The organism is Methanohalophilus portucalensis (assembly GCF_002761295.1).
Classification (GTDB): domain Archaea; phylum Halobacteriota; class Methanosarcinia; order Methanosarcinales; family Methanosarcinaceae; genus Methanohalophilus; species Methanohalophilus portucalensis.
On sequence record NZ_CP017881.1, the window covers coordinates 337,086 to 361,163 of the forward strand.

The following is a 24,078-nucleotide window of genomic DNA, read 5'->3' on the forward strand; positions in this document are numbered from 1 at the left end:
GATGGTTCTGAAAAATATCACAAGAGCTTTAAAGAACATCCGAAAGCCCCGTGTTACCAGAATGTATCCTGAAATACGCTCGGAATTGCCTGAAAGGTTCAGAGGGCTGCAAAAACTTGATAAAAGTAAATGCATCGGGTGTGGAATATGTGCAAATACCTGTCCCAACTGCGCAATCAAGATTGTGAGGGCCAGGGTAAGTAAAGATAGTACCAAGACCCGGTGGTTCCCCGAAATAGATGTGGGCCACTGCCTGTTTTGTGGTCTGTGTATTGACCAGTGTCCGCAGGATGCCCTCTCAAGTTCAAAGATTTATACAGATGGTATAATCACGTGGAAACATGAGGATCTTCTCTTTACACCAGACCAACTGGCAAGGGAAGAACCTATTGACGCACCGGAGGCTGAACAATGATTGGAATAGGAGAAGCTTTAGTCTTTTTCATATTAGCAGCCGTGGTAATTTTCTTTTCCCTGGCAGCAGTGTTGGCTAAGGATATAGTAAGAGCCGCACTTGCACTCATCTTTTCGATGTTTACAGTGGCAGGCCTGTTTATCACGCTGAATGCCCAGTTTTTGGGTGTCGTACAGATCCTGGTCTATGTGGGCGCAATCGGTGTGCTGATCCTCTTTGCAGTGATGCTTACAAAGAATACAATGGGAAGTGATGATAATGGCAACTGATAAGCCAGATATCTGGGATTCGTTTGTACACGAGTTCAATCCCCGCAGGTTCCTTATCCGTCTTGCACACATGGAAATCCCTCCACTGGAAGTAATTGGAAGGGCATTTGCAAGGGCGGCAATTGTAGGTTTGTTCCTTGCGGTGGTCCTCGTATCCCTTTACGGGACGTCCTGGACAACAGTTGACCAGCTCCCACAGAATCTGGAAGACCAGAGTAATATTAAAGCCATAGGTACCCTGATATTCACTGAGTTTGTAGTACCATTCGAAATTCTTTCAATTGTACTGCTGTCTTCACTCATGGGTGCTATTTACATGGCAAAAGGAGAGGATAACCAATGATTCCCCTTAATTGGTATCTTGCACTTTCTGCAATAATTTTTTCCATAGGTCTCTATGGTTTCATTTCACAGAAAAACGGTATTCGTATCCTGATGTGTGTGGAACTTATGCTAAATGCAGCAAACATTAATCTTGTAGCTTTTTCCAGTTACAATGACGACATGAGCGGTCAGGTATTTGCTCTCTTCTCGATAGCACTGGCAGCAGCAGAAGCAGCAATAGGTTTCGCAATCATGATGTCCATTTACAGGATGCGGGATGCTATCAATCTTGACGAGCTTAACTTGTTGAGGTGGTAATGATATGGCTTATGATAATTTAGCGTTTTTAATACCACTTTTACCCGCACTCGCCTTTGTAATTACCTTCTTTGTAGGTAAGAAAACCCCATATGGCGGAGCATTAATCCCGATATTCGCAATAGCAGCATCCTTTTTGATCTCTCTATTGATCACTATAGGATTGCTGCAGAACCCTGATCAGGTAATTAGCCAGTCCTATCACTGGTTTGCAATTCTTAATCTGGGTATCCTGATAGATCCGCTTGCAGCGGTAATGCTCACAATGGTGACCTTTGTAAGTCTGCTTATTCACATCTATTCAGTAGGCTACATGTCACATGACCCGGCCAAATCAAGATACTTTGCAGAGACCTCTCTTTTCACTGCGTCTATGTTGAGTTTGATATTGTCCGACAACATTCTCCAGTTATTCATAAGCTGGGAACTTGTGGGTCTGTGTTCTTATCTGTTGATCGGTTTCTGGTACCAGAAGCCCAGCGCTGCTTCAGCGGCAAAGAAGGCTTTCCTCACCACGAGGATTGGAGATGTCATGTTCCTTGCAGGTATTATTGTCCTGTTTGCCGACCTTTTCAAACTGGTAAACGGCAGTATTCCCGAAGGTGTCTACCTGCTCCGCTTCGATGAGATCTTCTCATACATCCCCGAAATAGCTGCTATGAATGCAACTTTCCTGGGATTTGAGGTCAGCCATCTGACTATAATCACCCTTCTGTTCTTCGGAGGTGCCGTTGGTAAATCCGGTCAGTTCCCGCTACATGTGTGGCTGCCTGATGCAATGGAAGGCCCAACAACAGTTTCGGCTCTTATCCATGCTGCAACAATGGTTACAGCCGGTGTCTATCTGGTTGCAAGAACTTTCCCCATGTTCATCGCTGCACCACAATCTCTCATAATAGTGGCATATGTGGGCGCTTTCACTGCACTGTTTGCCGCAACAATGGGAATTGTGATGAATGATCTGAAACGGGTACTTGCTTATTCTACCATCAGTCAGCTTGGTTACATGATGCTGGGATTGGGGATGGGAGCAGTCATCGGTGCAGAAGCAGTCGGTGTATCTATATTCCACCTTGTCAGCCACGCATTCTTCAAGGCACTTCTTTTCCTTTGTGCCGGTAGTGTGATCCATGCTGTGGGAACCCATGATATGAGGGAACTCGGTGGTGTGGCAAAGGTCATGCCGATAACAGCAGCAACAATGGTAGCTGCATCTCTTGCCCTTGCGGGCTTTGGTATACCCGGAACCTCTATAGGAAGTACTGGTTTCTTCAGTAAAGATCCAATAATTGAAAATGCGTATCTCTTCGGGGAGCATGCAGGAAACTGGTTCCCATACCTCTTTGCAATCGTGGCAGCACTGCTTACTTCACTCTACATATTCAGGTTGCTGTTCATGACATTTGCCGGAAAACCCAGGACCAATTACGGTGGACATGAATCTCCTGCATCAATGACAGTTCCGCTTTCCATACTGGGTATACTTGCCCTGATTTTCGGAGCTATCGTTGTTGAGCCATTTAACAAGTTCGTAAGCGGTACTTTTGTGAACAATTTTGTTAACATGGATATCCCTGCTCTGGCAGAGGTGGGTAACTATGAACTTGCCCATCATGCAGGCCACGAGCCACTGCTCATCCTGTGGATGCCTGTTATCGTTGCAATCATCGGTCTGTTGATCGCCTTTGTGATCTACTATCAGAAAGCAATAGACATGAGCAGGTTTGTTTCAAAAGATAATGTTGTTTACAAACTCCTCTACAACCGCTACTATCAGAATGAGATATTCACCCAGCTCTTTGCTGTCAAGTTTGTCTATGAAGGTCTTGCTATGGCAGGTTATCACATAGACAGGTTTATTGACGGTATTGTCAACGTAATAAGTTACCTGACAATAGAGGCAGGGGATTCCTTCAGGAAGATACAGACAGGAGTTATACAGCACTACTCGGTGGCTGTCATTACGGGAGTAAGTCTCCTGGTAATATTGATCAAGCTAGTCATGGAGGTCTTCTAATGTTGCCGGTATTATCACTCATAGTGCTGATTCCTCTATTGTTCTCAGCATTTGCATTCCTTACTAAGAAAAGGGAACAAGCTCGTGTGGTGGCCCTTATGGGTACACTTATCACCCTGATATTGACCCTTTACATGTATTTCAGCTTCGACAGTTCATCAGCTGCGATGCAGTTTGAGGAATTGGCAAGCTGGATTCCAAGTCTTGGTATAAACTACCATCTTGGTGTCGATGGCGTCTCAATGCCCCTTATATTGCTCAATGCAATCGTAATCCCACTGCTAATACTGTTCACCTGGGATGATGTCAGATCAACTCCCAACAGGTTCTATGGTCTGATCCTGGCAATGCAGGGAGCAGTTATCGGTGTATTCGTTTCCCTGGATTTCTTCCTCTTCTATGTATTCTGGGAACTTACACTGATCCCGCTGTTCTTCATGGTGAACATATGGGGCGGTCCGAATAAGAGACATGCTTCAATCAAATTCTTTATTTACACCCACGTGGCTTCCCTGGTGATGCTTCTGGGTATCTTTGGACTTTACTTTGCTGCCTGGGACCAGACAGGTGTGGCAAATATGGGTATTGCTCATCTTATGAGCCAGTTCCCGATGATCGGGTCAGGTATTGCCAGAGATGCAATATTCCTTGCACTTCTCTTCGGTTTCCTGGTGAAACTTCCAATAGTACCATTCCATTCCTGGTTGCCTGATGCTTATGCAGAGGCACCGACTGCTGGCAGTGTACTATTCATCCTGCTCAAGATCGCAGGCTACGGAATCTTCCGTGTTATCCTGCCAATGCTTCCTGCTACAGGAACCCCGGATATGATGATTACAATCTTGGGATTGCTTGGTTCTGTAAGTATTGTGTATGGTGCATTCCTGGCACTGTCACAGAAGGATCTAAAGAGAATGGTTGCTTATTCCAGTGTAAGCCACATGGGATTTGTGGCCCTGGGAGCTGCAGGTCTTGTTGCACTGTCCATTTCAGGAGCAATGTTCCAGCAATTCTCCCACGGTTTGATCATGAGTATCATGTTCATGTCCGTAGGAGTGATTCAGGCATCTACCGGTACCAGGATCATCAATGACCTGGGAGGCCTTGCTACCAAAATGCCCAAACTGGCGGTTATAATGATGCTGGCTTTCATGGCATCTCTCGGATTGCCAGGTTTGACCGGTTTCATCGCCGAATTCATGGTTTTCACTTTCAGTTACGTGAATGTGCCAACATTTGTAATACTCGCACTGTTTGGTGTAGTCATAACTGCTGGTTACCATCTCTGGGCAATGCAAAGAACTATGTTTGGAGTCTATAATGGAAAGATTGGAGAGGTCTTAGACCTGTCCAACGTACAGACCTTCTCCATGGCAGTTATAGCCCTGCTGGTACTGTACTTTGGATTGAACCCAAGTCCGGTGCTGGATATGATGATTACAGGTTCGAATGAAATAGTCAGCCTTATGGCTGCAATGGGGGTGTAAGAATGGTAGATTTGATGTTACTTGCACCTGAGATTATAGTTGCATTGACTGGATTGATCGTACTCACGATTGGTATTTTCATGGGTTCGTCATCCAAAAACGTACTTGGCTATATTGCAACAGCAGGCTGTCTGGCAGCCCTTGCAATGGTGATCGGCAACTTCAATGCTTCTGCATTGATGTTTTCCGATACTCTGAGTGTGGACCCCCTTTCCCAGTTCTTTAAACTGGTATTTTTGGTGGTTGCTCTTATTGTGTCCATTGCATCTATCAAGTACACTGAAGACAATACAGACACGGAAATCTTCTATGCCCTTGTGCTGTTTGCCACCTTCGGTATGATGTTTGTGGCATCTGCCAATGACCTCATGGTTCTTTTTGTGGCCTTTGAACTGGCAAGTATAGCAACTTATGCCCTTGCCGGATTTGAGAAGAAGAATCCCCGGTCTGTCGAAGCATCTATGAAATACCTGCTTATGGGTGCTCTCTCAGCGGCCCTGTTGCTTATGGGAATATCCTTTGTTTATGGTGCAACTGGTACCACATCCATTCCGGGCATCGCCCAGAATATGGATGTATTGGCCTCCAATGCAATCGGTTTACTTGCAATAGTACTCCTTATAGCAGGTTTTGGTTTCAAGATTGCTCTTGTACCATTCCACATGTGGGCTCCGGACACCTACCAGGGTTCACCTTCTGTTGTATCGGCTCTTCTGGCCGCAGGCTCTAAGAAGATGGCATTTGTTGCTGCATTCAAGGTATTCATAGTAGCCCTTCTGGCAATCCAGGCTGACTGGAGGATGGCATTTGCGATACTGGCAGTAATTACCATGACCTACGGTAACCTCGTGGCCCTGTCCCAGAGAAGTGTGAAACGTATGCTCGCATATTCCTCTATTGCACAGGCAGGCTACATTTCAATGGCATTTGTTGTCCTGACCCCGATGGCACTGACCGGAGGTATACTCTATACCCTTTCCCATGGTTTCATGAAAGCCGGTGCTTTCATAGCGACTGCCGTTGTAGTCTACATGGTTATAAAGGAAAAGAGGGATACGGAAATCCCGGACCACCTTGATAACTTCAAGGGACTGGGTAAGAAAATGCCAATAACTGCACTGTGTCTTACTGTATTTGTACTTGCACTTGCAGGAATTCCGCCAACAGCAGGTTATATGAGTAAGTTCATCCTGTTCTCCTCGACTATTCAGTCAGGAATGGTATGGCTTGCAATAATAGCAATCTTGAACAGTGCACTTTCCCTGTACTATTATGCAAGGCTTGTACGTTACATGTATGCAATGCCCCATGAAGGTGAAAAAGTATCCGAGCCTGTTCCCTATGTAGCAGCTCTTCTGATCTCCCTTGTGGGTGTAATGGCTATTGGTCTGTGGCCAGAGCCATTCGTTGAAATTGCAATGCAGGCAGCCAGTGTACTTGTCGGAGGTATCTAATATGGCAGATTGTGATCTATGTGGTGTGTCAATACCCACCGTTTGTCCGATAAAAGTGTTTGAACCCCGGTTCGAACACTCTTATCCCGAAGGAATCTGGAAAGGTCTTTGCGAAAAATGTCTTGACTCTGCAAAAGGCACATTTGACGAAAAAAGAGATGAGGAAGGAAAATGCGTTCCCGGCAATAAATTCGATAAATGTGATCTATGCGGAACCACATGCCAGCTCTATGACATAGATGTTTTTGTTCCCTCTTTCAAGAATGTATATGATGAAGAGGTAAGACATCTCTGCAGGCGCTGTCTTGAAAGCTGCAATGAAGCCTATGACAGGAAAGATGAGTGTTTTGGAGAACACCACTAAAAGGGGATTCTCCCCCTTTACCTAATTTTTTTAAACTATACTGAGCAATATTACCAGTATTGTAAACCGTATCAGTATACTCATTCCGGTTGATATTGTTACTATTTTTACACCCAGTTTTGGACCGAATATAGAAATATATCTTGGCAACAGAGTCCTTATGCTGAATATCGGCAGCATGAACATGCTTCCAAGCATTATGACGATCATGGCCTGCAGGTAGGATATACTTCCCTCGCCGATCATGGGGCCAAGCAATGACACTCCCAATATGGGGCTAGCAATATAAGTTGTCAGGGGAATGATGCTTTCTGAAGGAATCCCAAATAGATCAGCCAGAGGTAATACACTGAATATCTCAAAGAAGCCTTGATCCCTCAGTGCAAAAACAAGGGTTGTCATACCCAGATATATTGTGGCAATCTTGAAGAAAAGTTTCTTTTCTTTTTTGAAACTTGCTTTCATTGCTTCCTTTAATGGAGGTCTGTTCCCGTTATGTCCGTCATCAAGTGTACAGCTTTTTTGTTCCTTTATCCAGAATTTGCTCAATATAATAACAACTGAAAACTTTACAACGGCTGATATAATGAATACCATTACGTAGAATCCACCGACTATAGGCCCCAGTGCAGGTAATATTATAGGAATCTGATACGTTATTATTCCCCTTACATAGGCGGGCGTACTGTTGAGGAGGGCACATAGTATTGCCTCCCTGTCATTAACGCACCCTTTATCCTTTGCCTGGACCACCATGCTGTTTGCAGCAGCTGTTGATCCAATAGCAACTAAAAAAGCACTTCCGCAGGACTCGGGCAGATTGGTGTGCTTAAGCAGAGGCCTTGTGAGGCGGGATAATTTTTTCATCAGCCCCAGTTCTATAAGGAGCCCGGCACCCCATAATCCGATAAAGATCATTATAAGTATGGGGACTGCAAAATCAAGAACCCTTAATAGCAGGTCGATCATATCATTTTAGATAGGAATCCCTGTAAATTAATCTATTTATCCCCTTTTGTATTAATACCAGAAGTTTGATATTATTGGTAATAATATCTGGAGATGTGAATGTCATGAAAAAAGAAATGATGAACATTCTTGCCTGTCCCCTTTGCAAAGGGGAGCTAGTTCTAAATATAAGCAGTGATGATGGGGAAGAGGTTATTAGTGGTACCCTTTATTGTGCTGCATGTGACGAATATTATCCCATCGAGGAAGGCATTCCCAATATGCTTCCTCCTGAAATGAGAGACTAAACAGGTGAATCCCCATTGCAACAGATACATATCAACAGACTCGGTGTAAATTCCATTGAATTTGATATTCCTTCTGTTGAGGTCTCCCTCTCTCCAGGTGGAGAACAGAGTTTTGAGATAGTGATTATCAACTATGGTTCGCCTACTCATGTCAATTTTTCCATTTCCGAAAATCTGGATGGTTATGTAACCTTCCTTGATGACAATCCTTATGTGACCCATGAAGAATATGTACCAGTTGTTGTCAGGATTCCTCATGAAGGCAGGGTATTCAGTAGTGGCACGATTTTTGTTACCATGGGATATGGCTCCAAAACAGAATCATTTGGTATAAACATAGGCCAGAAGGACAATGTGCGAATCCCTGTAGAAGAAGAACCTAAAATTGAACCTGTCCATATTCCTTCCCCTCCTTCTTCTGCATCAAAGGCTAAATGGAACATGGATTTTGGCCAGTTCCTTAAGAAATCCATCACTCCGAATGATATGAAACTAGTCATCCTTCTGTTTATGTTAATTGGTTTCCTCTTTGGTGCCTATTATGTAATATCATCTGTTAACCTGAATCCTGCTGGTTTTTCAACCAGTTTTTATACATCTCTGGCAATTGCTATTCTTCTGACTTTATTATTTGCTTATATGTTAACCAAACTACCTGTTTTCAGGAAATAACGAGGTACTTAGAATGAAATATATTATAATCACAGGCGGTGTTATGAGTGGTCTCGGTAAGGGGATTACTGCTGCTTCTGTAGGACGGAACCTGAAAAACAAGGGACAAAAGGTAACTGCCATCAAGATAGACCCCTATATCAATATTGATGCAGGTACCATGAGTCCTTTCCAGCACGGTGAAGTTTATGTGCTGAAAGACGGTGGTGAAGTAGACCTCGATCTGGGTAACTACGAACGGTATCTTGACACTGAATTGACATGGGATCATAACCTGACTACCGGTAAGATATACCAGTCTGTTATTGAAAAGGAAAGAAGGGGCGAATATCTTGGCAAGACAGTGCAGATCATTCCTCATATTACCAATGAAATAAAAGCCCGAATCCGCAGGGTTGCAGCTAAAAGTGGTGCTGATATCTGTCTGATTGAAGTCGGTGGGACGGTGGGTGACATTGAAAGTATGCCGTTCCTTGAAGCAGTCAGGCAGATGCACAGGGAGGAATCCGAGGAGGACATTATTTTCCTTCATGTAACCCTGGTTCCCATTGATGCCCAGGGGGATCAAAAAACAAAACCCACGCAACACTCGGTCAAAGACCTGCGCCAGCTCGGTCTATCCCCGGATGTGATCGTCGCACGATGTAAAAATCCTCTTCATGAAAGTACCCGTGCTAAAGTATCCCTCTTCTGTGATGTTCCAAAGGAAGCTGTAGTAAGTGCTCATGATTCAAATGATATTTATGCTGTCCCTCTCCAGCTGGAAGAACAGGGACTTACAGGGTACATGATGCAAAAACTCGATCTGGTCACCAAACAGCAAGACCATGCCTGGGAGGATATGGTCAAAAGAATGAATGCTGCGGCCGGGGAGGTCAGGCTTGCAATTGTTGGAAAATATACCAATCTTGAGGATTCCTATCTAAGCATAAGGGAATCCCTGAAACACGCAGCAATAGAAGTTGGATGCAAGGTAAGGACCGACTGGGTAAGTTCGGAATCATTTGATGAAGACCCCGCTGCAATCAATAAACTTCAGGAGTATGATGGTGTGCTTGTCCCTGGGGGTTTCGGAGAACGTGGTGTAGAAGGCAAGATCCAGGCGGTGAAATTTGCCCGGGACAATGATATCCCTTTCCTGGGACTATGCCTTGGTATGCAACTGAGTGTAATTGAGTTTGCACGTAATGTAGCGGATATGGAAAATGCCAACAGTTCCGAATTCGATGAAAACACCCCTTATCCGGTAATAGACCTTTTGCCGGAACAGGAAAATATAGTAAATATGGGTGCTACAATGAGACTTGGGGATTATGAAGCCGTTCTCAAAAAAGGTTCACTGGCAGAAAAAATCTATGGAACCGATACCATAGTCGAGCGCCATCGTCACCGGTATGAGGTAAATCCCAATTTTGTAGATAGGCTGGAAGAGAAGGGAATGGTATTTTCGGGCAAAAATCGCAATCGTATGGAAATAGCCGAAATACCTTCTCATAGTTTCTTTTTTGCTTCCCAGTTCCATCCTGAATTTCGCTCAAGACCTGGCAGGCCATCTCCTCCCTTCAGGGCCTTTGTGGAAGCAATGTTTAAGAGAAAATAATTAACTCATATCTGCGGGTTCTGCTTTCATGTATTCCCTGAGGACGGTTGTCGCATAACTACCCTTGGGCAGGCAGAACTCCAGTATAACTTTTTTCTTCCCTTCATTTAATTCGTCATCTGCAATTGTGTAAGCCGGTTTGACATTCAATAAAATTTCCCTGCGCCTACCTTTTGAGGTGATACGAGGAATCTCGGGAATATGGAAATCTTTCTGTTCAACACCTGTCTCCTGGAGTATTTCTTTTTCTATATTGCCCGGGGAGCTGTCCGTAAATTCGGTAGATGTGCCGACCAGCGGGGCCGTAACAAAAGCTCTGCCCCTGCGAATCAGATTATTGATTCCTTTTACTTTGGAGGATGTTACAGTTTCAAGCCGGGAGGTATCTGGCAATCCCTGTTTATTCTTGAAGCACACAATATCACCTTCCACAGCTTCATTGAGGGGCAGTTCTTCCCGGATTCGCCTGCAGATAATCCGATTGTAGATATATGACTGGTAGGCATGGACAAACATGTTCCGCATATTGGAACTCAATTCTCCGAATGCTCCGGCAAAGTCATCCGGATTATTAACAAGATAGTGCATCATTGCCCTTTCATAGCGCAACTGAACCGGATATTCTTTCAGGCTTTCGATATAGTTGCGTTCCTTATAGAAACGGTCGCGTACAAGCCTTGTTTTCTCGTGCTCATCTGGAAAACTCAAACCAATATAATCGATTGCAGCTTTCTCTATATCTCCCCTGACTATCGATTCTCCCACAAGGTGGGTGATGGGACGACGGGAGCCAAATCTCTGAATACCGAAAAAGTTGGGTACTCCATCAAGCTTATTTATTGTGGAAGTGATATTCAGGAGTCTGTTATCAAGTTCCTCCTCTGGCAGGCCAACATCCCGGATAATGATTTTGAATTTATTTCCCACAAGATCTCCCAAACCCACATCTTTGTTGGAGCGGCCCAGAACTTTCAGATCCACATCCCTGAGTTTTATCCTTTCAACGTCTTCTGCTTCAAGGTCGTATATACTTATACGCTGGGTGGTAAGTGCCCTTTTATCCTTGGTACCAGCAAAACCAAACCTCTTTGAACTTATTCCCAGAATTCGGGACATGTCTCTTATCAGGTGGTGGGTTTCCCAGTTGTTTTTCGTAAGTTCGAGGATCAGGTATTTTCCTTCCTCTCCTTCATCCCTACCCGTGACTTCCTCAACAACAAAATCTTCACTAGTTTGTTTTAACTTTCCACCGATACCTTCTGTTTCTGTTACATAAAGGTCGATACCGGTTTGTTTTTCTATATCAGGCACTTGCATGGATAATCCTCATCTTGCGGCAATATCTATTACTGTTACATTTGTCTGCCTGGTGTATGTCCAGCCATTTTCTGTGGGAGCGGTTTCCACCGGCAGGCTCCCTGCATACATGCCTGCCGAGGGATCAAGAAGTAACCAGCAACCGTATTTGTCGGTTGCATAATATACGGGTACGCATCCATAGTATTGCTCTATGGCCTCCGAGACGCGATCGATGTCTTCCTCCATTCCGATGTAAACTGCCGCATAGGCATGTGTTTCGGTCAGGTATATCCGGGATGTGCCCCCGATTGCTTCTACCAGGGAAGCCATTGTGATGGCGTAATCATCACAGTCTCCTGCCCCTATTTCCAGGGTCTCATCCGGCCCGACCCAGAAATCCGATCCACGTGGGTCGCTGATATAGTCCACATCCTCCAACAAATTATCATACAGGGCACATACCTGATAAATATTGTATTTGCCGGGGTACTCTTTTGCTGCTTTTGCAGCTTTGCTTCTGACCAGTGGGTCGGATGAATTGACAAGGGAGTTTATCTTATCGAAAAGATAGGCCGGGTTGTAGGTGTATTGTGGATTTACTTCTGTAGCAGCAGCCCGGGTTTTGATTTCAATTGCGTCAAAATACTGTATTCCGTAATCGTGCCATTTCCCGGATTCGGAAGTTGCCATTATCTTTACAAAAGGCTCTAGTTTTATTGTCGATTTGTCGGGTACATCAAAACAGGCATACCCCAACTCTTTTTGTTCTTCCGGGGGTATCAGGTATCCAGTTTCAAAATCGTATATCCCGTTTCCACTTACCGGCCGGATGCCGTATCCATATACGTAAATTTCATTATTTCCCGTATTTGTTATGGTCATTGTGAGCATACCGGTATTTTTCCGGAAAGGTTCTCCATAACTGTAAGCACTTGATATGCTGTATCCGGGGGACAGTATATTACTTTGGCTGGGTTTATAATCATATTCTGGATCAATAATCTGTACTTGTGGGTATGTCAGGGTTTGTGTATCGAGTTCATAGGCAGTTTCCATACTCCTGTCATCGGAGATGGAAAATCTTTCCTGCAGGATTTCCGGGTTTTGAGCGCCGATATATATCAGTATGCCAATCAGAGCTACCAGTAACATGAACCCTTTTTTCCCCATTGTACCATCCTTTAAAGCAATTTCAGGGAACCGGTAATACGTTCTATGTCTTCATTTGTTGCGGGTCCGATACCAAGAGCAGTGACAGTGCCTGGCTTAATCTCGGTCAGACCGGCATCCTGTATCAGGGCGGTGGGAAGGTTCTGTGCCCGGGCGATTTCCCTTAACTCATAAAGGTCCCTTTCGGCAGGCACTTTAAGTACTACTTTTTTCTGTCCTTCGGCTTTCCATTTTGAATATATTCTGGAATCTGCCTTCTCGGATGCTGATACTGCAGCATGGGCCACCTGTACTGCAAGTTTGCCCTTTGATAATTTCAGGTCCTGTCGGATCACAATACATTGTTTGCAGGTAAACATTTTAACGTCCTCTTTAGGAAATCAGGTCAGAGTCTTTCCATAAGGTGGTCTATTATCTTCTCTGCCGGATTTATCCCCCATGTTCTATAAATACCTGCCCCGGAAGGAGTTGCATTGACTTCCAGCACCATATTACCGCCTTTTCCTTCGATCAGGTCAACTCCTGCATATTCGGCCCCCATTTTTTCACATGCACGGACACAAAGTTCTTCCTGTTCTTTTCCCAGCATACATTTCTCAGTATTTCCACCCTGGCTGAGATTGTTTAACCATCCCTCTTCTGCTTTCCTGTAGATGGCCCCGATTACTTCATCACCAACAACAAAGGCACGTATATCCCTGCCTGGATTTGCTATATATTTCTGGATGTATAACATTTTCCTTTCATTCATCATCCTGCTTACAAATTCCCTTGCCGGTGTATCATCCAAATTTCCATCAGGATTGATTAGCTGTGCGTTCTTGATCCTGGATATCCCCATGCCTTTGTATCCGAATACTGGCTTGATGATGGCGTCTTCGAATGATTCCAGGGCATTCATTGCACTTTCTATATCCTGGACACCTTTTGTGGGCGGTACCGGTATATTTGCTTCTGCCAGAAGGTATGTAGCATGGTATTTGTTTGCAGCATTCTGGATTGATGCCGGTGAGTTGATAACAGGTATCCCAAAGTTTTCCAACTGGCGTAAAATATCAAATCTGAAAATGACTCCCTCTCCATTTCCTCCGCCGGCATCCCTCACAATGATGGCATCAAGGTCCTGCAGGTTTATGTCCCCTGCGTGGTAGGTTATGTTTGTCCCGATAGCCACTTCTGCATCTGCAAGGTTTATCGGGATAGGATTAATGCGGTTGTGAGATGCGGTTTCGATTAGGGATTTTGTTGTCCAGTCTTCAGGATCAGTTATGAGTATTCCTATGTTTTTCATCTGGATTTAATGTAATCCTGATCGGATAATTATGTTTTTGTCCAGTAAGTGGAAAAAGTTAGTAAAAAGGGACATGTCTTGAATCAGACATGCTCTATATCAGTATTTCCTGAAATTTCCGTATTTGTGGTGCACAGGTCCTCTGTGCTTAATTTATGGACATCATCGTTGCCTGTCAGCCGGGCAAAATCCTTCATTTCCTCCGTTGAAACCCTCAGGAAATTCTCCAGTTTTTTGGCGGAATATTCGATCTTCAATCTCTTTCGAAGTTCCGGATTCTGGGTGGTAACCCCCACCGGACACTGTCCTGTATCACACAAACGGTATTGCTGGCATGCACATGCCATCAGGGCTGCAGTGCCTATTGCTATGGCATCGGCTCCCATTGCAAGGGCCTTTGCAAAATCAGAGGAAACCCTCAGGCCACCTGTGATTACCAGTGAGATATCCTTTTTGTTCCTGTCATCCAGAAATTTCCTGGCCCTGTACAGAGCGAACAGCGTAGGCATTGAGGTTGCCTCTTTTACAAACTTCTTTGCAGCCGCAGTTGCTCCGGGTCTTCCGTCGATTGTAATAAAATCAGGTTCTGCATGGATTGCAACCTCAAGATCTGCTTCGATATTGCCTGCTGCGATCTTTATGCCAATTGGTTTTCCCCCGGATTTTTCCCTGAGCCAGGAAACCTTGTTCTTGAGATCATCTTTGTTCTTTATATCCTCATACCGGGACGGGGATATGACATCCGCTCCTTCGGGAAATCCCCTTGCCTTTGCAATTTCAGGAGTTACTTTCTCGGCTGGTAATTGTCCTCCCATGCCGGGTTTTACTGACTGGCCGATCTTTATCTCGATGGCATCCACTTTTTGAAGGTTCTCATCAGTGACACTGTACCTGTTGGGTACGTATTCGAATATGTATTTGTGTGCCTTATCAAAAGATTCCTGCAGGATTCCGCCTTCTCCCGAGCACATGGCGGTTCCCACAGCAGCACTTCCGGTTGCCAGGGATATCTTAACCTCCCGGGAGAGTGCTCCGTATGACATATGGGTAATGTAAAGAGGTGTATCTATCATAAGAGGTTGTTTTGCGTTTGGACCGATTGTTGTACCCGTGTTCACTGTCTCGTCATGGTTTAAAGGAAACTTTGCAAGTTGGGCTCCTTTTATAAGTACATCCTCCCAGGAAACCACATCCATCTTCGTCCTCATGGGCTCGATTATGGATTCGCCTGTGACGGATATCTGGTGAATATCCGACATGTGGCTTTCCAGTTCATCGGATTGCCTTTTCCACTCTCCCAGGTATCCACCCAGCTCCTTGTCCAGGGTGGTTATTGACACCTTGCTTTTTGTACCACAGTAGGGACAGGTTACAACTTCATCTACATGAGTCTCAGCCTTCTCCTCTTTTACAGGTTTTAAGTGGGTCTTATTCGCTTTACAGATAGGACATTCCCAGTCATCAGGAAAATCCTCCGGTTTCGTATCCGGCCTGATATCCGTAAGTGAATTTCCTCTCTTGTCGTCATACTCAAAAACATTACAGACCTCACATCGGTATTTGGACATTGTATCACAGTTTGGTATCTTGCTTTTGTTTTCCAGAAGGAATTGGAGGGGATGTGCAGATGCAATGTGGACATATATAAATTAAAATATATTTTTTCTGAAGTACTGCACGTAAATTGTATGCTCAAAAAAAGATATTATGGAAGGATTACTTCCCAAGCTGTTCCTTCTCGGATCCCCTGGTACAGTAATAGCCGTTAGTAAGTCCCAGCTCTTCGGTTACCGGACATCCTCCACAGATACAGCCACTCTCTTCCTCAATACAGTCACTTTTGCCTATTGTTGATAAGCAATATCCTCCTTTTTCCCCGCATTCGACCCATGAGGGACAGCTAGGGCATATGCACATGGACATTACCATTTCTTTCTTTTGTTCCATTTCCTCAGGACTCATTTCTTCTGCCATTCATTTCACTCCCTGTTATATTTTATATTCATAGAATGTATGATCCATATCTTTTATGTATCTAACTGTTGCTTCTGAAAATGTATGCAGGATGGGCCAGCATAAACCGTTTTCATCGGCAGGTTATGTTCATCCGATAAATATCTGTGATTAACGTCTGATCTCTTTGTCACCTATACTTTCCCCCACTATGCCATTCAGGTCCATCCAACAGGCGGTTAGGTCGGCCGGCCTTTCCACAGCATCCACTATTACGCTGTCAGCAGTTGCTATTACACCCCTGGGTCCGACTTGTTTGAGGTCGAAATCCACATTTTTTGATGTCCTGGCGTCTGCATTGAAAGGATACTTTGCTGCTCTCTTACGGATGAATTGTGCAAGTTTGCCGCTGTTGCTCATCTGAGTGTCAAGAAGGATTGTTGCAGAATCTACTCCCAGTACCGAGAGTGTGGTCAGCATCTCATCGACAGCCTGATAGGTTGTAGCTGTATTGGTGTGGTTTTTGAAAATTCCCCGGGTGTCACGCAGGAATCCATCATCTGCAAACCATACTGTCTCATTCTGAAGCACGCTTTCCATGGTTATCAGTACATTGTAGCCGTCTATGAAGATATCACACCCCTTTAGCCGGGAGCATGCGAGCTTTTTATTGCTGCGCTTGACTGCAGTTTCCGGGTCAAATACAAGCCTTGTGAGGATGTGCCTCTCTCCTTCTGCCAGATGGTAATGGTTGCTGACAAACCTGATTACACCTTTTCTCCTGTATCCCCTACAGAGAAGGTACCTTATGTCGGCTGCAGGTTCCCTTAGTTTATTTTTGAGTTTTTCAACTGCTGTGCTACCTGCGGCAGATTCCATACCTGAAAATCTCTTCCGATAAGTTTTATACATGTCGGCAACCACCCTTTTATGGTGATTTTTTGGAAATACTCTGGCTTGATCAGGATGATGTGAAATTCCTGCTGGATATGCCTTCAGCCCTTGAGGCAGTGGAAATGGCTTTTGCCCAGCATGGAAGGAATAAGGTACAGATGCCACCTAAATCCTATCTTTATTTTACTGAACATAACGGGGATTTACGCACCATGCCCGCTTTTCTGGAGGAAGAGGATGTTGCAGGTGTCAAGGTCGTAAATGTTCATCCTGAAAACCGTAAAGTAGGCCTGCCTACTGTGATGGCAACGGTTATACTCAATTCCACATCCACCGGTGCACCCCTGGCTATTATGGATGGTACATATCTTACGGATATACGCACCGGCGCAGCAGGAGGTGTTGCAGCCCGCTATCTTGCGCGTGCAAACAGCAGTGTCGTGGGGATGGTGGGAGCCGGTAACCAGGCCAGGACACAATTAGAGGCATTATCGAATGTTTTCGATCTTGAACAGGTATATGTGTTTGATCTGGACACGTCAAGGGCGGAAAAATTCAAAGAAGGGATGGAATCAGTTGCATGCTGTGACATAACAGTAGTTGACAGTATCCAGAAAGCCTGTGATGTGGACATTCTGGTAACTACCACTCCTTCAAGAAAGCCGATCATCAAAGCACAATGGCTGCCTGAGGGGCTCCACATCAATGCTATCGGGGCTGACGCCAGGGGAAAAGAAGAGCTGGACCCTTCTATCCTCCAGCAAGCAAGGGTTGTGGTCGATGATATCGCACAGGCTACCCATTCCGGGGAAGTGAATGTTCCCCTTTCTGAGGGATACATCCGACAGGAAGATGTCTTTGCCCAGCTGGGTCAGATAGTTGCCGGTCTGCATGTGGGCCGTGAATCGGATGCGCAGATCACGGTTTTTGATTCAACGGGGTTGGCAATACAGGATATTGTGACCGCCAATCTGGTTTATAAAAAAGCAAAAAATAAAGGTATGGGCTCGAAGGCAAAATTGTTCTGATTATGTCTGGTAAGGACAAGGTAGACCCTCAACTTTTGCCCCTTATGGTCTTAAATCCGCCGACCCTTTCCTCACAGATCTGCCTGTGGCCTTCTTCCTCTTTAGAGATATGTTCCATCTCCTTGAGGAAATTCTTCTGGTCATTTTCATCAGGAAACAGTTCCTCAATTATATAGGGCTCGATCTTAGTGATATTCTTGTAAACATCTCGTGAAAGGATTTCATATTTCATTATGGCTTTGAACATTTCGGGGCTGTCCATACTCTCAAAATCAAATACTTTTTGAGGAAGCCCTCTTGGTATTTTATCTGGAAGTGGGATGTCGGCTTTTTCCATCCAGTTTTTGAGTTTCAGGCCGTGTTTGTCTGAATCATTTGCAAGTCTTTCAAGGGCATCCACATCTTCTCCCATGAGTTCGATGCGTGATTCCCATACGACAAGTTGTTCCATTTCTGTTTCTATCCAGTACATTTTCTGTAACTGGGATTTCAGTGTTTCTTTATCTTTAATACCGGCCATAATTTTCACCTTTTTATTAATATATTGTAGATATTATATTTGCCAGTTTCGACGGGATATCTATAAATAATACTCGGGGAGTACTGGAGGAGTACCGGTGTATATTAATGAAAGCGGTTTGTTTGATCAGCAGTGGATTGGATTCTGTTGCATCCCTTGCGATAGCGTCTGCAAAATACGATGTACAGATTGGCCTGACCTTTGATTATGGGCAGCTTGCTGCGGATGCAGAGATTGAATGCTCCCGGCATATATGTGCTCATTATGGCATTCTACACCGTGTAATTTCATTGGACTGGATGAAAGATATTACTACAACATCCCTGGTAAACCGGCAAGGAAATGTACCGGATATGGCCGAGGCAGACCTCGGGAATGGGGAAGTGACTTCTGAATCAGCAGCAAACGTCTGGGTTCCTAACAGGAACGGATTAATGGCAAACGTTGCTGCCGCTTTTGCCGAAGCCATGGATTGTGGCTATATTATTGCCGGTTTCAATGCCGAGGAAGCCGCCACTTTCCCCGATAATTCCCCGGAATTTGTGGATTGTATTAACAGGGCCTTTTCTTACTCCACTCTCAATGGAGTACGGCTGATATCTCCTGTGCTTGAAATGGATAAGGTGGCCATTGTAAAGGAAGCAGTGCGAGTACATGCTCCGTTAGCTTTAAGCTGGAGCTGCTATCAGGGCGAAGAAAAACCCTGTGGAGTTTGTGAAAGCTGTGTCAGGCGGGCACGGGCTTTCCGGGAAGCAGGCATCAAGGATCCGGCAGTGGAGGATATATAATGGGAATTAAAGTGCATATAATGGATGAGACTTATGATTATGACGGCAGCCAGATATCCTCTCTCTGGGCCTACCAGATGTTCGGGATCCAGGCCGATTCCGTGGTGGCATTCCGGGGACAATGTGATGTGCAAATAGCACACATGATTGACCTTGAGGACAAAAGGGAAAACGAATCCATTGTATCTGCTGACATGCTTCATTTCATCATTGAGCATTTCGATTCCACCGACCTGAAATTGATCTACAGCAGGCAGCGGCTTTTCACAACTATTGTTGCTGAAACTCTTTTTTCTATGGGAATCATGACTAACAGGGAAGGGGATGATCTTTTTGTCAATGGGAAAAAACTGACGGTATCAATTGCAAGCACCTCTGCGGTCTCACAGAAGATACATTTTGGCATCAACGTATCCCATGATTTTTATGGCAACCTTAAAGAATGTGGTATTGCTGCAGAAAAAACCCGGCAATTGCTGGAAGCTATCACAGGCAGATACATTAAAGAGATGGAGGATATCGAAGGAGATCTTCGCAAATCCAGGCCTCTGGATGTGGTTTAAGTGGAAAGGAAACCGGTGTCCGAGATATTCTGTGCGGTACAGGGAGAGGGTCCTTATGTAGGAGCGCGGCAAGCCTTTGTCAGATTTGTTGGGTGTAATCTGAATTGCTCCTACTGTGATACTCCTCTCGATGAGCCGGATTACTGTCTTTTTGAAAAAGTGCCTGGAAGCGGTGAATTTGAGAAACTCTCACCCCTGCTTTGCGCTTCAGACATTGAGGAGAGGACCAGAGCATTTGATAATCTGCATTCGGTATCCCTGACAGGCGGGGAACCTCTTTTGTATGCAGAATTCATCAGGGGTCTGGATCTGCCTGCCCCAGTTTATCTTGAAACTAACATGACCCTGCCGGAAAAAGCAGCAATTGTGAAGGACTCGGTGGATTATGTGGCTGGAGATGTGAAATTACCTGGAGAATTTGAAGGGAGTAATTTTGTTGAACACATCGAACGCACATACCAGTGTTTCCGCACACTTCGCAGCAATCAACACAGGGATTGTTTCTGTAAAATCGTAGTAACTTCTTCAACTAATATGGCTGATGTTATGGATGTTGTAGAGCAGATATCCGATTACATAAGCTGTGTGATACTGCAGCCGGTCACACAGCACACAAGGGCTACTGATATACAGACAATACTTTCCCTGCAGGAAAATTTACTCGAAATTAAAAACACTCTAATTATCCCGCAGACTCACAAAATGTGGGGGTGTCTATAATGACAAAAATGAAACTTGGAGTAGAGGAATATATTGATAGTGCCCACTATCTGCCCGGGCATGAAAGTTGTGGTATAGTTCATGGTCATACCTATAAGGTGGAAGTTGTCCTTGAAGGAGAAAAAAAGCCATCCGGGATGGTCATTGATTTCTATGACGTAAAACAGACTGTCCGTTCGACTTTGAAAGAGTATGATCATTGTATGCTCAATGATATCCTGGAGTATCCAAGTTCGGAAAATCTCTGTGAGCATATCTATAACCGCCTATCCCAGCAGCTGGATTTCCCTCTCTCTGTGAAGATCTGGGAAGGACACGGCAAGTGGTGCCAGTTAAGTGAGATTGACTGAGAAGAATTCCAAAACCTATATCTAGATGTGACTCAATAGCAGCATAAGATTTGTCTAGAGTGGAGGAAATATTTTGGCCACAGAGAGCGGAAAGGAACCTGAAGAATGTCTGCCGGAAGAATACAGTGACTCAATAAAGAGACTTATTGCCCAGCATCCATGCTATAACAAGGATGCACAACATAAATTTGGAAGGATTCATCTGTCGGTGGCTCCTAAATGCAATATTAAATGTAAATACTGTGACCGTAAATATGATTGCGTAAATGAAAGTCGGCCCGGAGTCACAAGTGAAGTTTTAAATCCACAACAGGCCCTTGAAAAAACACAAAAGGTATTGGAAGAATATCCTTTCATAAAAGTCGTGGGTATCGCCGGTCCGGGTGATCCTCTTGCAAATGAGGAAACCTTTGAGACTTTCAAACTTATAAAACAACATTTCCCGGATGTCACTCTCTGCCTGAGTACCAATGGTCTGGCTCTGCCTGCCAGGATACAGGATGTACTGGATTCCGGTGTTTCCACATTAACTGTTACTTTGAATGCCATTGACCCTGAAATAGGGGCAAAAATTGTGGATCATGTAAACTATAATGGTAAAACCTACCGGGGTGTCGAAGGAGCCAGCATTCTTCTTGAAAACCAGCTTGAAGGTATCCGCAAGGCTGTGGAAGCAGGACTGGTTGTTAAGATCAACACGGTGCTTGTTCCGGGTATCAATGAGGATCATATTATCGAGATTGCACAGAAACTCAATGATATGGGTGTGTATATCATGAATGTTATGCCTCTTATCTGTCAGGCTGATTTTGCTGACTGGACTGCTCCTACTCCACAGGAACGCAAAGCTGTACAGGATTCCTGTGAACCATATGTTCAACAAATGCGCCACTGTCGCCAGTGTCGGTCCGATGCTTATGGTCTTCTGGGTAAAGATCTTTCTCAAATGAGCGAGGAACGTCGTAATGTGGTTAAAGTCGATGCTCTTAAAAAGGCCGAATCCGCCAAAAAGAAAACTTCTGATGACGCGTCTGAATAAATGCGGAGTTTTTCAATTGGATGTACATACCCTTGCCCAAAAACTGCACGACTTTGAGGGTGTATCCCGCAAGGCACCTATTGCAGACATTGCACGTATGTTTGATGACGTGAGGGAAAGTTATGGGGGTACTGTCGTTGATATGGGTGATGACGCTGCAATAATTGATATTGGTGGTGATGAAGTCATCCTGTTTGCGGCTGATGGGATATGGGGCAGGATCACAGAAGCAAGTCCGTGGTGGACGGGTTATACTTCTGTTGTTGTAAATATTAACGATATATCTGCTATGGGGGCACGGCCGCTTGCCATGGTTAATGTAATGTCTTCTTCTCACAAGGATGTATGTGACGGTATGCTGCAGGGTATGAAAGACGGGGTGAGAAAATTTGGTGTGCCTATGGTTGGCGGCCATCTGCATCCTGACACACCCTACAATTCACTTTCAGTGTCCATTATAGGAATCGCAAAGAAGGATTGTGTAATCCGCAGTGACACCGCCTGTGTGGGTGATACAGTTATTGTTGGCTATGATATGGAAGGTCGTGTGGGGAAAAATTCCCCTTATAGCTGGGATACGACTTCTTTCAAGGATTCTGAAACCGTTCGCTCCCGGTTCATGATAATGCAAAAGATCGGCGAAAAGCATCTTGTCACCGCCGGCAAGGATATCAGTAATCCGGGAACCATAGGTACTCTTGGAATGCTTTGTGAAACCAGTATGGTGGGTGCAGAGGTAGATCTGGGACAAATACCCAAACCTGCAGATGTTGCCCTGGACCAGTGGCTGATGATTTATCCGGCAACCGGTTACATTGTGACTGCAAAACCGGAAAATGTCGATGAATGCCTGAATGCATTCGAAGAAGTGGGTATCACTGCTGCAGTAATCGGGAAAATTGATGATAGTTGTCGTGTGAAAGTAACCGATGGCGAGAACTCAGCAGATGTTTTTGATTTCAGTAAAGATTTAATAACGGGGATCAAAGAATAATTTCATTCGGATCCCACGTAGGCTTTTAATTCATCATAAAGATATTGTTCTGCTGCCTGGACGGCTTCAAGTTCTCCCCTGAGTACTATAACTTCCCTTTCATCACATTCAACAATGTTTACACCGATCTTTCTCTCAAGGGGTTCTAGATCGAATTCTTCAACAAGGTCATAGACCAGGTATGAAGGAGTGCCCGGAGGGATAACTAGGTCATACAGCCCTTCGATTTCAGCTCCCATCTCATCTTCCATTTTTTCCTTGCTCAGTTTTAGGTCTTCGAGGGTCAGTTTTTTTACCATAAGTTCACCCGTAACGTATATCTTGAGGCTAAATTGGTTTTTCTGGTATTATAATTTGTCCATGGTTACAGTTGTAATTCGTTTTTACGCTTTGACCGAAAAATCGATTTGTCCGATAAATAGTGATTTTGACTGGAAATTCATATTTTTGAACGAATAATGTGTTTAGACTTTTCATAGCCATTCCACTGTACATCTATATTCTTGGATTATAATCTTCCAAAAAATAGATTTTCTTAATTATAATTATATATTATCATACAAACAGAAAGTAAAAAATAATTGTCACATGAAATTCTTTTTATAGTATTGTGATAGTGTTCAAATGGGGCATTTAATTTGAAAGGTATTGGAATATTTGGTGTTATCTTATTGCTTATTGTAGCTTTAGTAACTGCAGGATGTATATCTGGAAATTATTCTACGAAATCAAACGAAACATCAGTTCCAAATGAGAATTATCGTTCTGAATATCAAACAGGTGAGTTAAATTTTACAGTAGTACCAGAAAAAACTAAAGTAGAAGAGGGAGAGAAATTTAAAATTTACTTGACATTAACAAATGTTGGAAATAATACAATCAATGTATGGAGAATGAGAGAGCAGACTAGTTATGACATCAATTTTTGGAAGTATGTTGATATTCCTTCCCTGTCCATTAAAGGTTATGACCGTGTTGATTATATCTGTCCAGTTATCATGAGATTGCCATTAAGAAACGAAGATCTTATTGAACTTAGTCCCAATGAATCCATAAATGATACAAGGAATTCAGAATGCTGGTCTTTGAAGAAAGGGGAATATACACTAAACGTCGTCTATCATACTTTTACGGGCGAAGAAATTACAAAACCTTATTGGATAGGGGAAATACAATCTAATAACGTGACAATCGTTGTGGAATAAAAAGTTTTGATTTTGAATAGGATTTACAAAACACCTCTGTTGCCATCCATTTTGAGACTTGTCCGAATAATACTGTTTTTGTCCGAAG

At 44.1% G+C, this 24,078-nt stretch carries 29 protein-coding genes; 19 read left to right on the top strand and 10 right to left on the bottom strand.

The genetic code is table 11. The features are described from left to right. The first annotated feature begins 1 nt into the window (after nt 1). The 8 genes from fpoI to BKM01_RS01870 are packed head-to-tail and all read left to right on the top strand — an operon-like array spanning nt 2 to nt 6,648. The gene (gene fpoI / locus BKM01_RS01835) at nt 2-415 is read left to right on the top strand and encodes a F420H2 dehydrogenase subunit FpoI (protein WP_013038034.1); all 414 of its coding nucleotides are present in this window, start codon (nt 2-4) and stop codon (nt 413-415) included. Beyond that, the gene (locus BKM01_RS11110; protein ID WP_072360381.1) at nt 412-684 is read left to right on the top strand and encodes an NADH-quinone oxidoreductase subunit J; all 273 of its coding nucleotides are present in this window, start codon (nt 412-414) and stop codon (nt 682-684) included. The genes fpoI and BKM01_RS11110 overlap by 4 nt, the downstream gene beginning before the upstream one ends. After that, a complete protein-coding gene (gene fpoJ, locus BKM01_RS11115) occupies nt 674-1,027 on the top strand; it encodes a F420H2 dehydrogenase subunit FpoJ (protein ID WP_250644926.1) in 354 nt (117 codons plus the stop codon). The genes BKM01_RS11110 and fpoJ overlap by 11 nt, the downstream gene beginning before the upstream one ends. Beyond that, the gene (gene fpoK, locus BKM01_RS01850) at nt 1,024-1,326 is read left to right on the top strand and encodes a F420H2 dehydrogenase subunit FpoK (protein WP_072360379.1); all 303 of its coding nucleotides are present in this window, start codon (nt 1,024-1,026) and stop codon (nt 1,324-1,326) included. Before fpoJ ends, fpoK begins: the two co-directional genes overlap by 4 nt. Nucleotides 1,327-1,330: 4 nt before the next feature. Continuing rightward, nucleotides 1,331-3,343 (top strand): F420H2 dehydrogenase subunit FpoL, encoded by a 2,013-nt coding sequence (fpoL, locus tag BKM01_RS01855; RefSeq protein WP_072360377.1) that lies wholly within the window; start codon nt 1,331-1,333, stop codon nt 3,341-3,343. Beyond that, entirely contained in the window at nt 3,343-4,830 is a 1,488-nt protein-coding gene (fpoM, locus tag BKM01_RS01860) for a F(420)H(2) dehydrogenase subunit M (protein WP_072360375.1), read from the top strand. The genes fpoL and fpoM overlap by 1 nt, the downstream gene beginning before the upstream one ends. Nucleotides 4,831-4,832: 2 nt before the next feature. Next, nucleotides 4,833-6,284 carry a F(420)H(2) dehydrogenase subunit N gene (gene fpoN, locus BKM01_RS01865; RefSeq protein WP_072360373.1) on the top strand — a complete coding sequence of 484 codons (1,452 nt, stop codon included), beginning with the start codon at nt 4,833-4,835 and terminating at the stop codon, nt 6,282-6,284. Between the two features lies 1 nt (nt 6,285). Continuing rightward, on the top strand, nt 6,286-6,648 hold the full coding sequence (locus BKM01_RS01870; protein WP_072360371.1) for a F420H2 dehydrogenase subunit FpoO: 363 nt from the start codon (nt 6,286-6,288) through the stop codon (nt 6,646-6,648). A 30-nt stretch (nt 6,649-6,678) separates the two neighbouring features. Here the strand turns inward: BKM01_RS01870 and BKM01_RS01875 are convergent, their stop codons facing one another. Beyond that, the gene (locus tag BKM01_RS01875) at nt 6,679-7,617 is read right to left on the bottom strand and encodes a nucleoside recognition domain-containing protein (protein ID WP_072360369.1); all 939 of its coding nucleotides are present in this window, start codon (nt 7,615-7,617) and stop codon (nt 6,679-6,681) included. Nucleotides 7,618-7,721: 104 nt separating this feature from the next. Between BKM01_RS01875 and BKM01_RS01880 the strand changes: the two genes are divergently transcribed. From BKM01_RS01880 to pyrG, 3 genes are read left to right on the top strand one after another with little or no spacing between them, the layout of a single operon-like run. Further along, nucleotides 7,722-7,904, top strand: a complete 183-nt coding sequence (locus BKM01_RS01880; protein ID WP_072360368.1) for a methytransferase partner Trm112 — start codon at nt 7,722-7,724, stop codon at nt 7,902-7,904. Nucleotides 7,905-7,919: 15 nt separating this feature from the next. After that, entirely contained in the window at nt 7,920-8,576 is a 657-nt protein-coding gene (locus BKM01_RS01885; protein ID WP_072360366.1) for a DUF7524 family protein, read from the top strand. Nucleotides 8,577-8,589: 13 nt separating this feature from the next. Further along, on the top strand, nt 8,590-10,176 hold the full coding sequence (gene pyrG, locus BKM01_RS01890; RefSeq protein WP_072360364.1) for a glutamine hydrolyzing CTP synthase: 1,587 nt from the start codon (nt 8,590-8,592) through the stop codon (nt 10,174-10,176). Here the strand turns inward: pyrG and truD are convergent, their stop codons facing one another. The 7 genes from truD to BKM01_RS01925 all read right to left on the bottom strand — a co-directional run bounded on the left by truD (nt 10,177) and on the right by BKM01_RS01925 (nt 16,801). Continuing rightward, entirely contained in the window at nt 10,177-11,493 is a 1,317-nt protein-coding gene (gene truD / locus BKM01_RS01895; protein ID WP_072360361.1) for a tRNA pseudouridine(13) synthase TruD, read from the bottom strand. Nucleotides 11,494-11,502: 9 nt separating this feature from the next. After that, nucleotides 11,503-12,645 (bottom strand): transglutaminase-like domain-containing protein, encoded by a 1,143-nt coding sequence (locus BKM01_RS01900; RefSeq protein WP_072360359.1) that lies wholly within the window; start codon nt 12,643-12,645, stop codon nt 11,503-11,505. 11 nt (nt 12,646-12,656) lie between these two features. Then, complete coding sequence (gene pth2 / locus BKM01_RS01905) at nt 12,657-13,004, bottom strand: peptidyl-tRNA hydrolase Pth2 (protein ID WP_072360357.1); 348 nt, start codon at nt 13,002-13,004, stop codon at nt 12,657-12,659. 26 nt (nt 13,005-13,030) lie between these two features. Further along, entirely contained in the window at nt 13,031-13,936 is a 906-nt protein-coding gene (gene mptN, locus BKM01_RS01910; RefSeq protein WP_072360355.1) for a tetrahydromethanopterin:alpha-L-glutamate ligase, read from the bottom strand. A gap of 83 nt (nt 13,937-14,019) precedes the next feature. Next, the gene (locus BKM01_RS01915; RefSeq protein WP_072360353.1) at nt 14,020-15,504 is read right to left on the bottom strand and encodes a glutamate synthase-related protein; all 1,485 of its coding nucleotides are present in this window, start codon (nt 15,502-15,504) and stop codon (nt 14,020-14,022) included. Nucleotides 15,505-15,652: 148 nt separating this feature from the next. Continuing rightward, on the bottom strand, nt 15,653-15,910 hold the full coding sequence (locus tag BKM01_RS01920; RefSeq protein ID WP_072360351.1) for a DUF2769 domain-containing protein: 258 nt from the start codon (nt 15,908-15,910) through the stop codon (nt 15,653-15,655). A gap of 150 nt (nt 15,911-16,060) precedes the next feature. Continuing rightward, complete coding sequence (locus tag BKM01_RS01925; RefSeq protein WP_233125688.1) at nt 16,061-16,801, bottom strand: DUF434 domain-containing protein; 741 nt, start codon at nt 16,799-16,801, stop codon at nt 16,061-16,063. Between the two features lie 29 nt (nt 16,802-16,830). On the opposite strand from BKM01_RS01925, the gene ala reads away from it, so the two are divergent. Then, entirely contained in the window at nt 16,831-17,811 is a 981-nt protein-coding gene (gene ala / locus BKM01_RS01930) for an alanine dehydrogenase (RefSeq protein ID WP_072360347.1), read from the top strand. Between the two features lie 28 nt (nt 17,812-17,839). Here ala and BKM01_RS01935 read toward each other — a convergent pair whose 3' ends face one another. Next, entirely contained in the window at nt 17,840-18,331 is a 492-nt protein-coding gene (locus BKM01_RS01935) for a hypothetical protein (RefSeq protein ID WP_072360345.1), read from the bottom strand. 107 nt (nt 18,332-18,438) lie between these two features. Between BKM01_RS01935 and queC the strand changes: the two genes are divergently transcribed. The 6 genes from queC (at nt 18,439) to BKM01_RS01965 (ending at nt 22,785) form a co-directional block, all read left to right on the top strand. Next, a complete protein-coding gene (gene queC, locus BKM01_RS01940; protein ID WP_072360343.1) occupies nt 18,439-19,119 on the top strand; it encodes a 7-cyano-7-deazaguanine synthase QueC in 681 nt (226 codons plus the stop codon). Further along, nucleotides 19,119-19,682, top strand: coding sequence for a DUF366 family protein (locus BKM01_RS01945; protein ID WP_394328895.1), 564 nt, complete (start codon nt 19,119-19,121; stop codon nt 19,680-19,682). The genes queC and BKM01_RS01945 overlap by 1 nt, the downstream gene beginning before the upstream one ends. Next, on the top strand, nt 19,683-20,402 hold the full coding sequence (locus tag BKM01_RS01950; protein WP_072360341.1) for a 7-carboxy-7-deazaguanine synthase QueE: 720 nt from the start codon (nt 19,683-19,685) through the stop codon (nt 20,400-20,402). It abuts the gene before it with no gap. Further along, nucleotides 20,402-20,752, top strand: a complete 351-nt coding sequence (gene queD / locus BKM01_RS01955; RefSeq protein ID WP_072360339.1) for a 6-carboxytetrahydropterin synthase QueD — start codon at nt 20,402-20,404, stop codon at nt 20,750-20,752. Before BKM01_RS01950 ends, queD begins: the two co-directional genes overlap by 1 nt. A gap of 73 nt (nt 20,753-20,825) precedes the next feature. Further along, nucleotides 20,826-21,791, top strand: coding sequence for a nitrogenase cofactor biosynthesis protein NifB (nifB, locus tag BKM01_RS01960; protein ID WP_072360337.1), 966 nt, complete (start codon nt 20,826-20,828; stop codon nt 21,789-21,791). A 16-nt stretch (nt 21,792-21,807) separates the two neighbouring features. Beyond that, a complete protein-coding gene (locus tag BKM01_RS01965; RefSeq protein WP_072360335.1) occupies nt 21,808-22,785 on the top strand; it encodes a methanogenesis marker 2 protein in 978 nt (325 codons plus the stop codon). Between the two features lie 2 nt (nt 22,786-22,787). On the opposite strand, the gene BKM01_RS01970 is transcribed toward BKM01_RS01965, so the two are convergent. After that, on the bottom strand, nt 22,788-23,084 hold the full coding sequence (locus BKM01_RS01970) for a hypothetical protein (RefSeq protein ID WP_072360333.1): 297 nt from the start codon (nt 23,082-23,084) through the stop codon (nt 22,788-22,790). A 339-nt stretch (nt 23,085-23,423) separates the two neighbouring features. Between BKM01_RS01970 and BKM01_RS01975 the strand changes: the two genes are divergently transcribed. Next, a complete protein-coding gene (locus tag BKM01_RS01975; protein ID WP_072360331.1) occupies nt 23,424-23,990 on the top strand; it encodes a hypothetical protein in 567 nt (188 codons plus the stop codon). Nucleotides 23,991-24,078 lie beyond the last annotated feature (88 nt).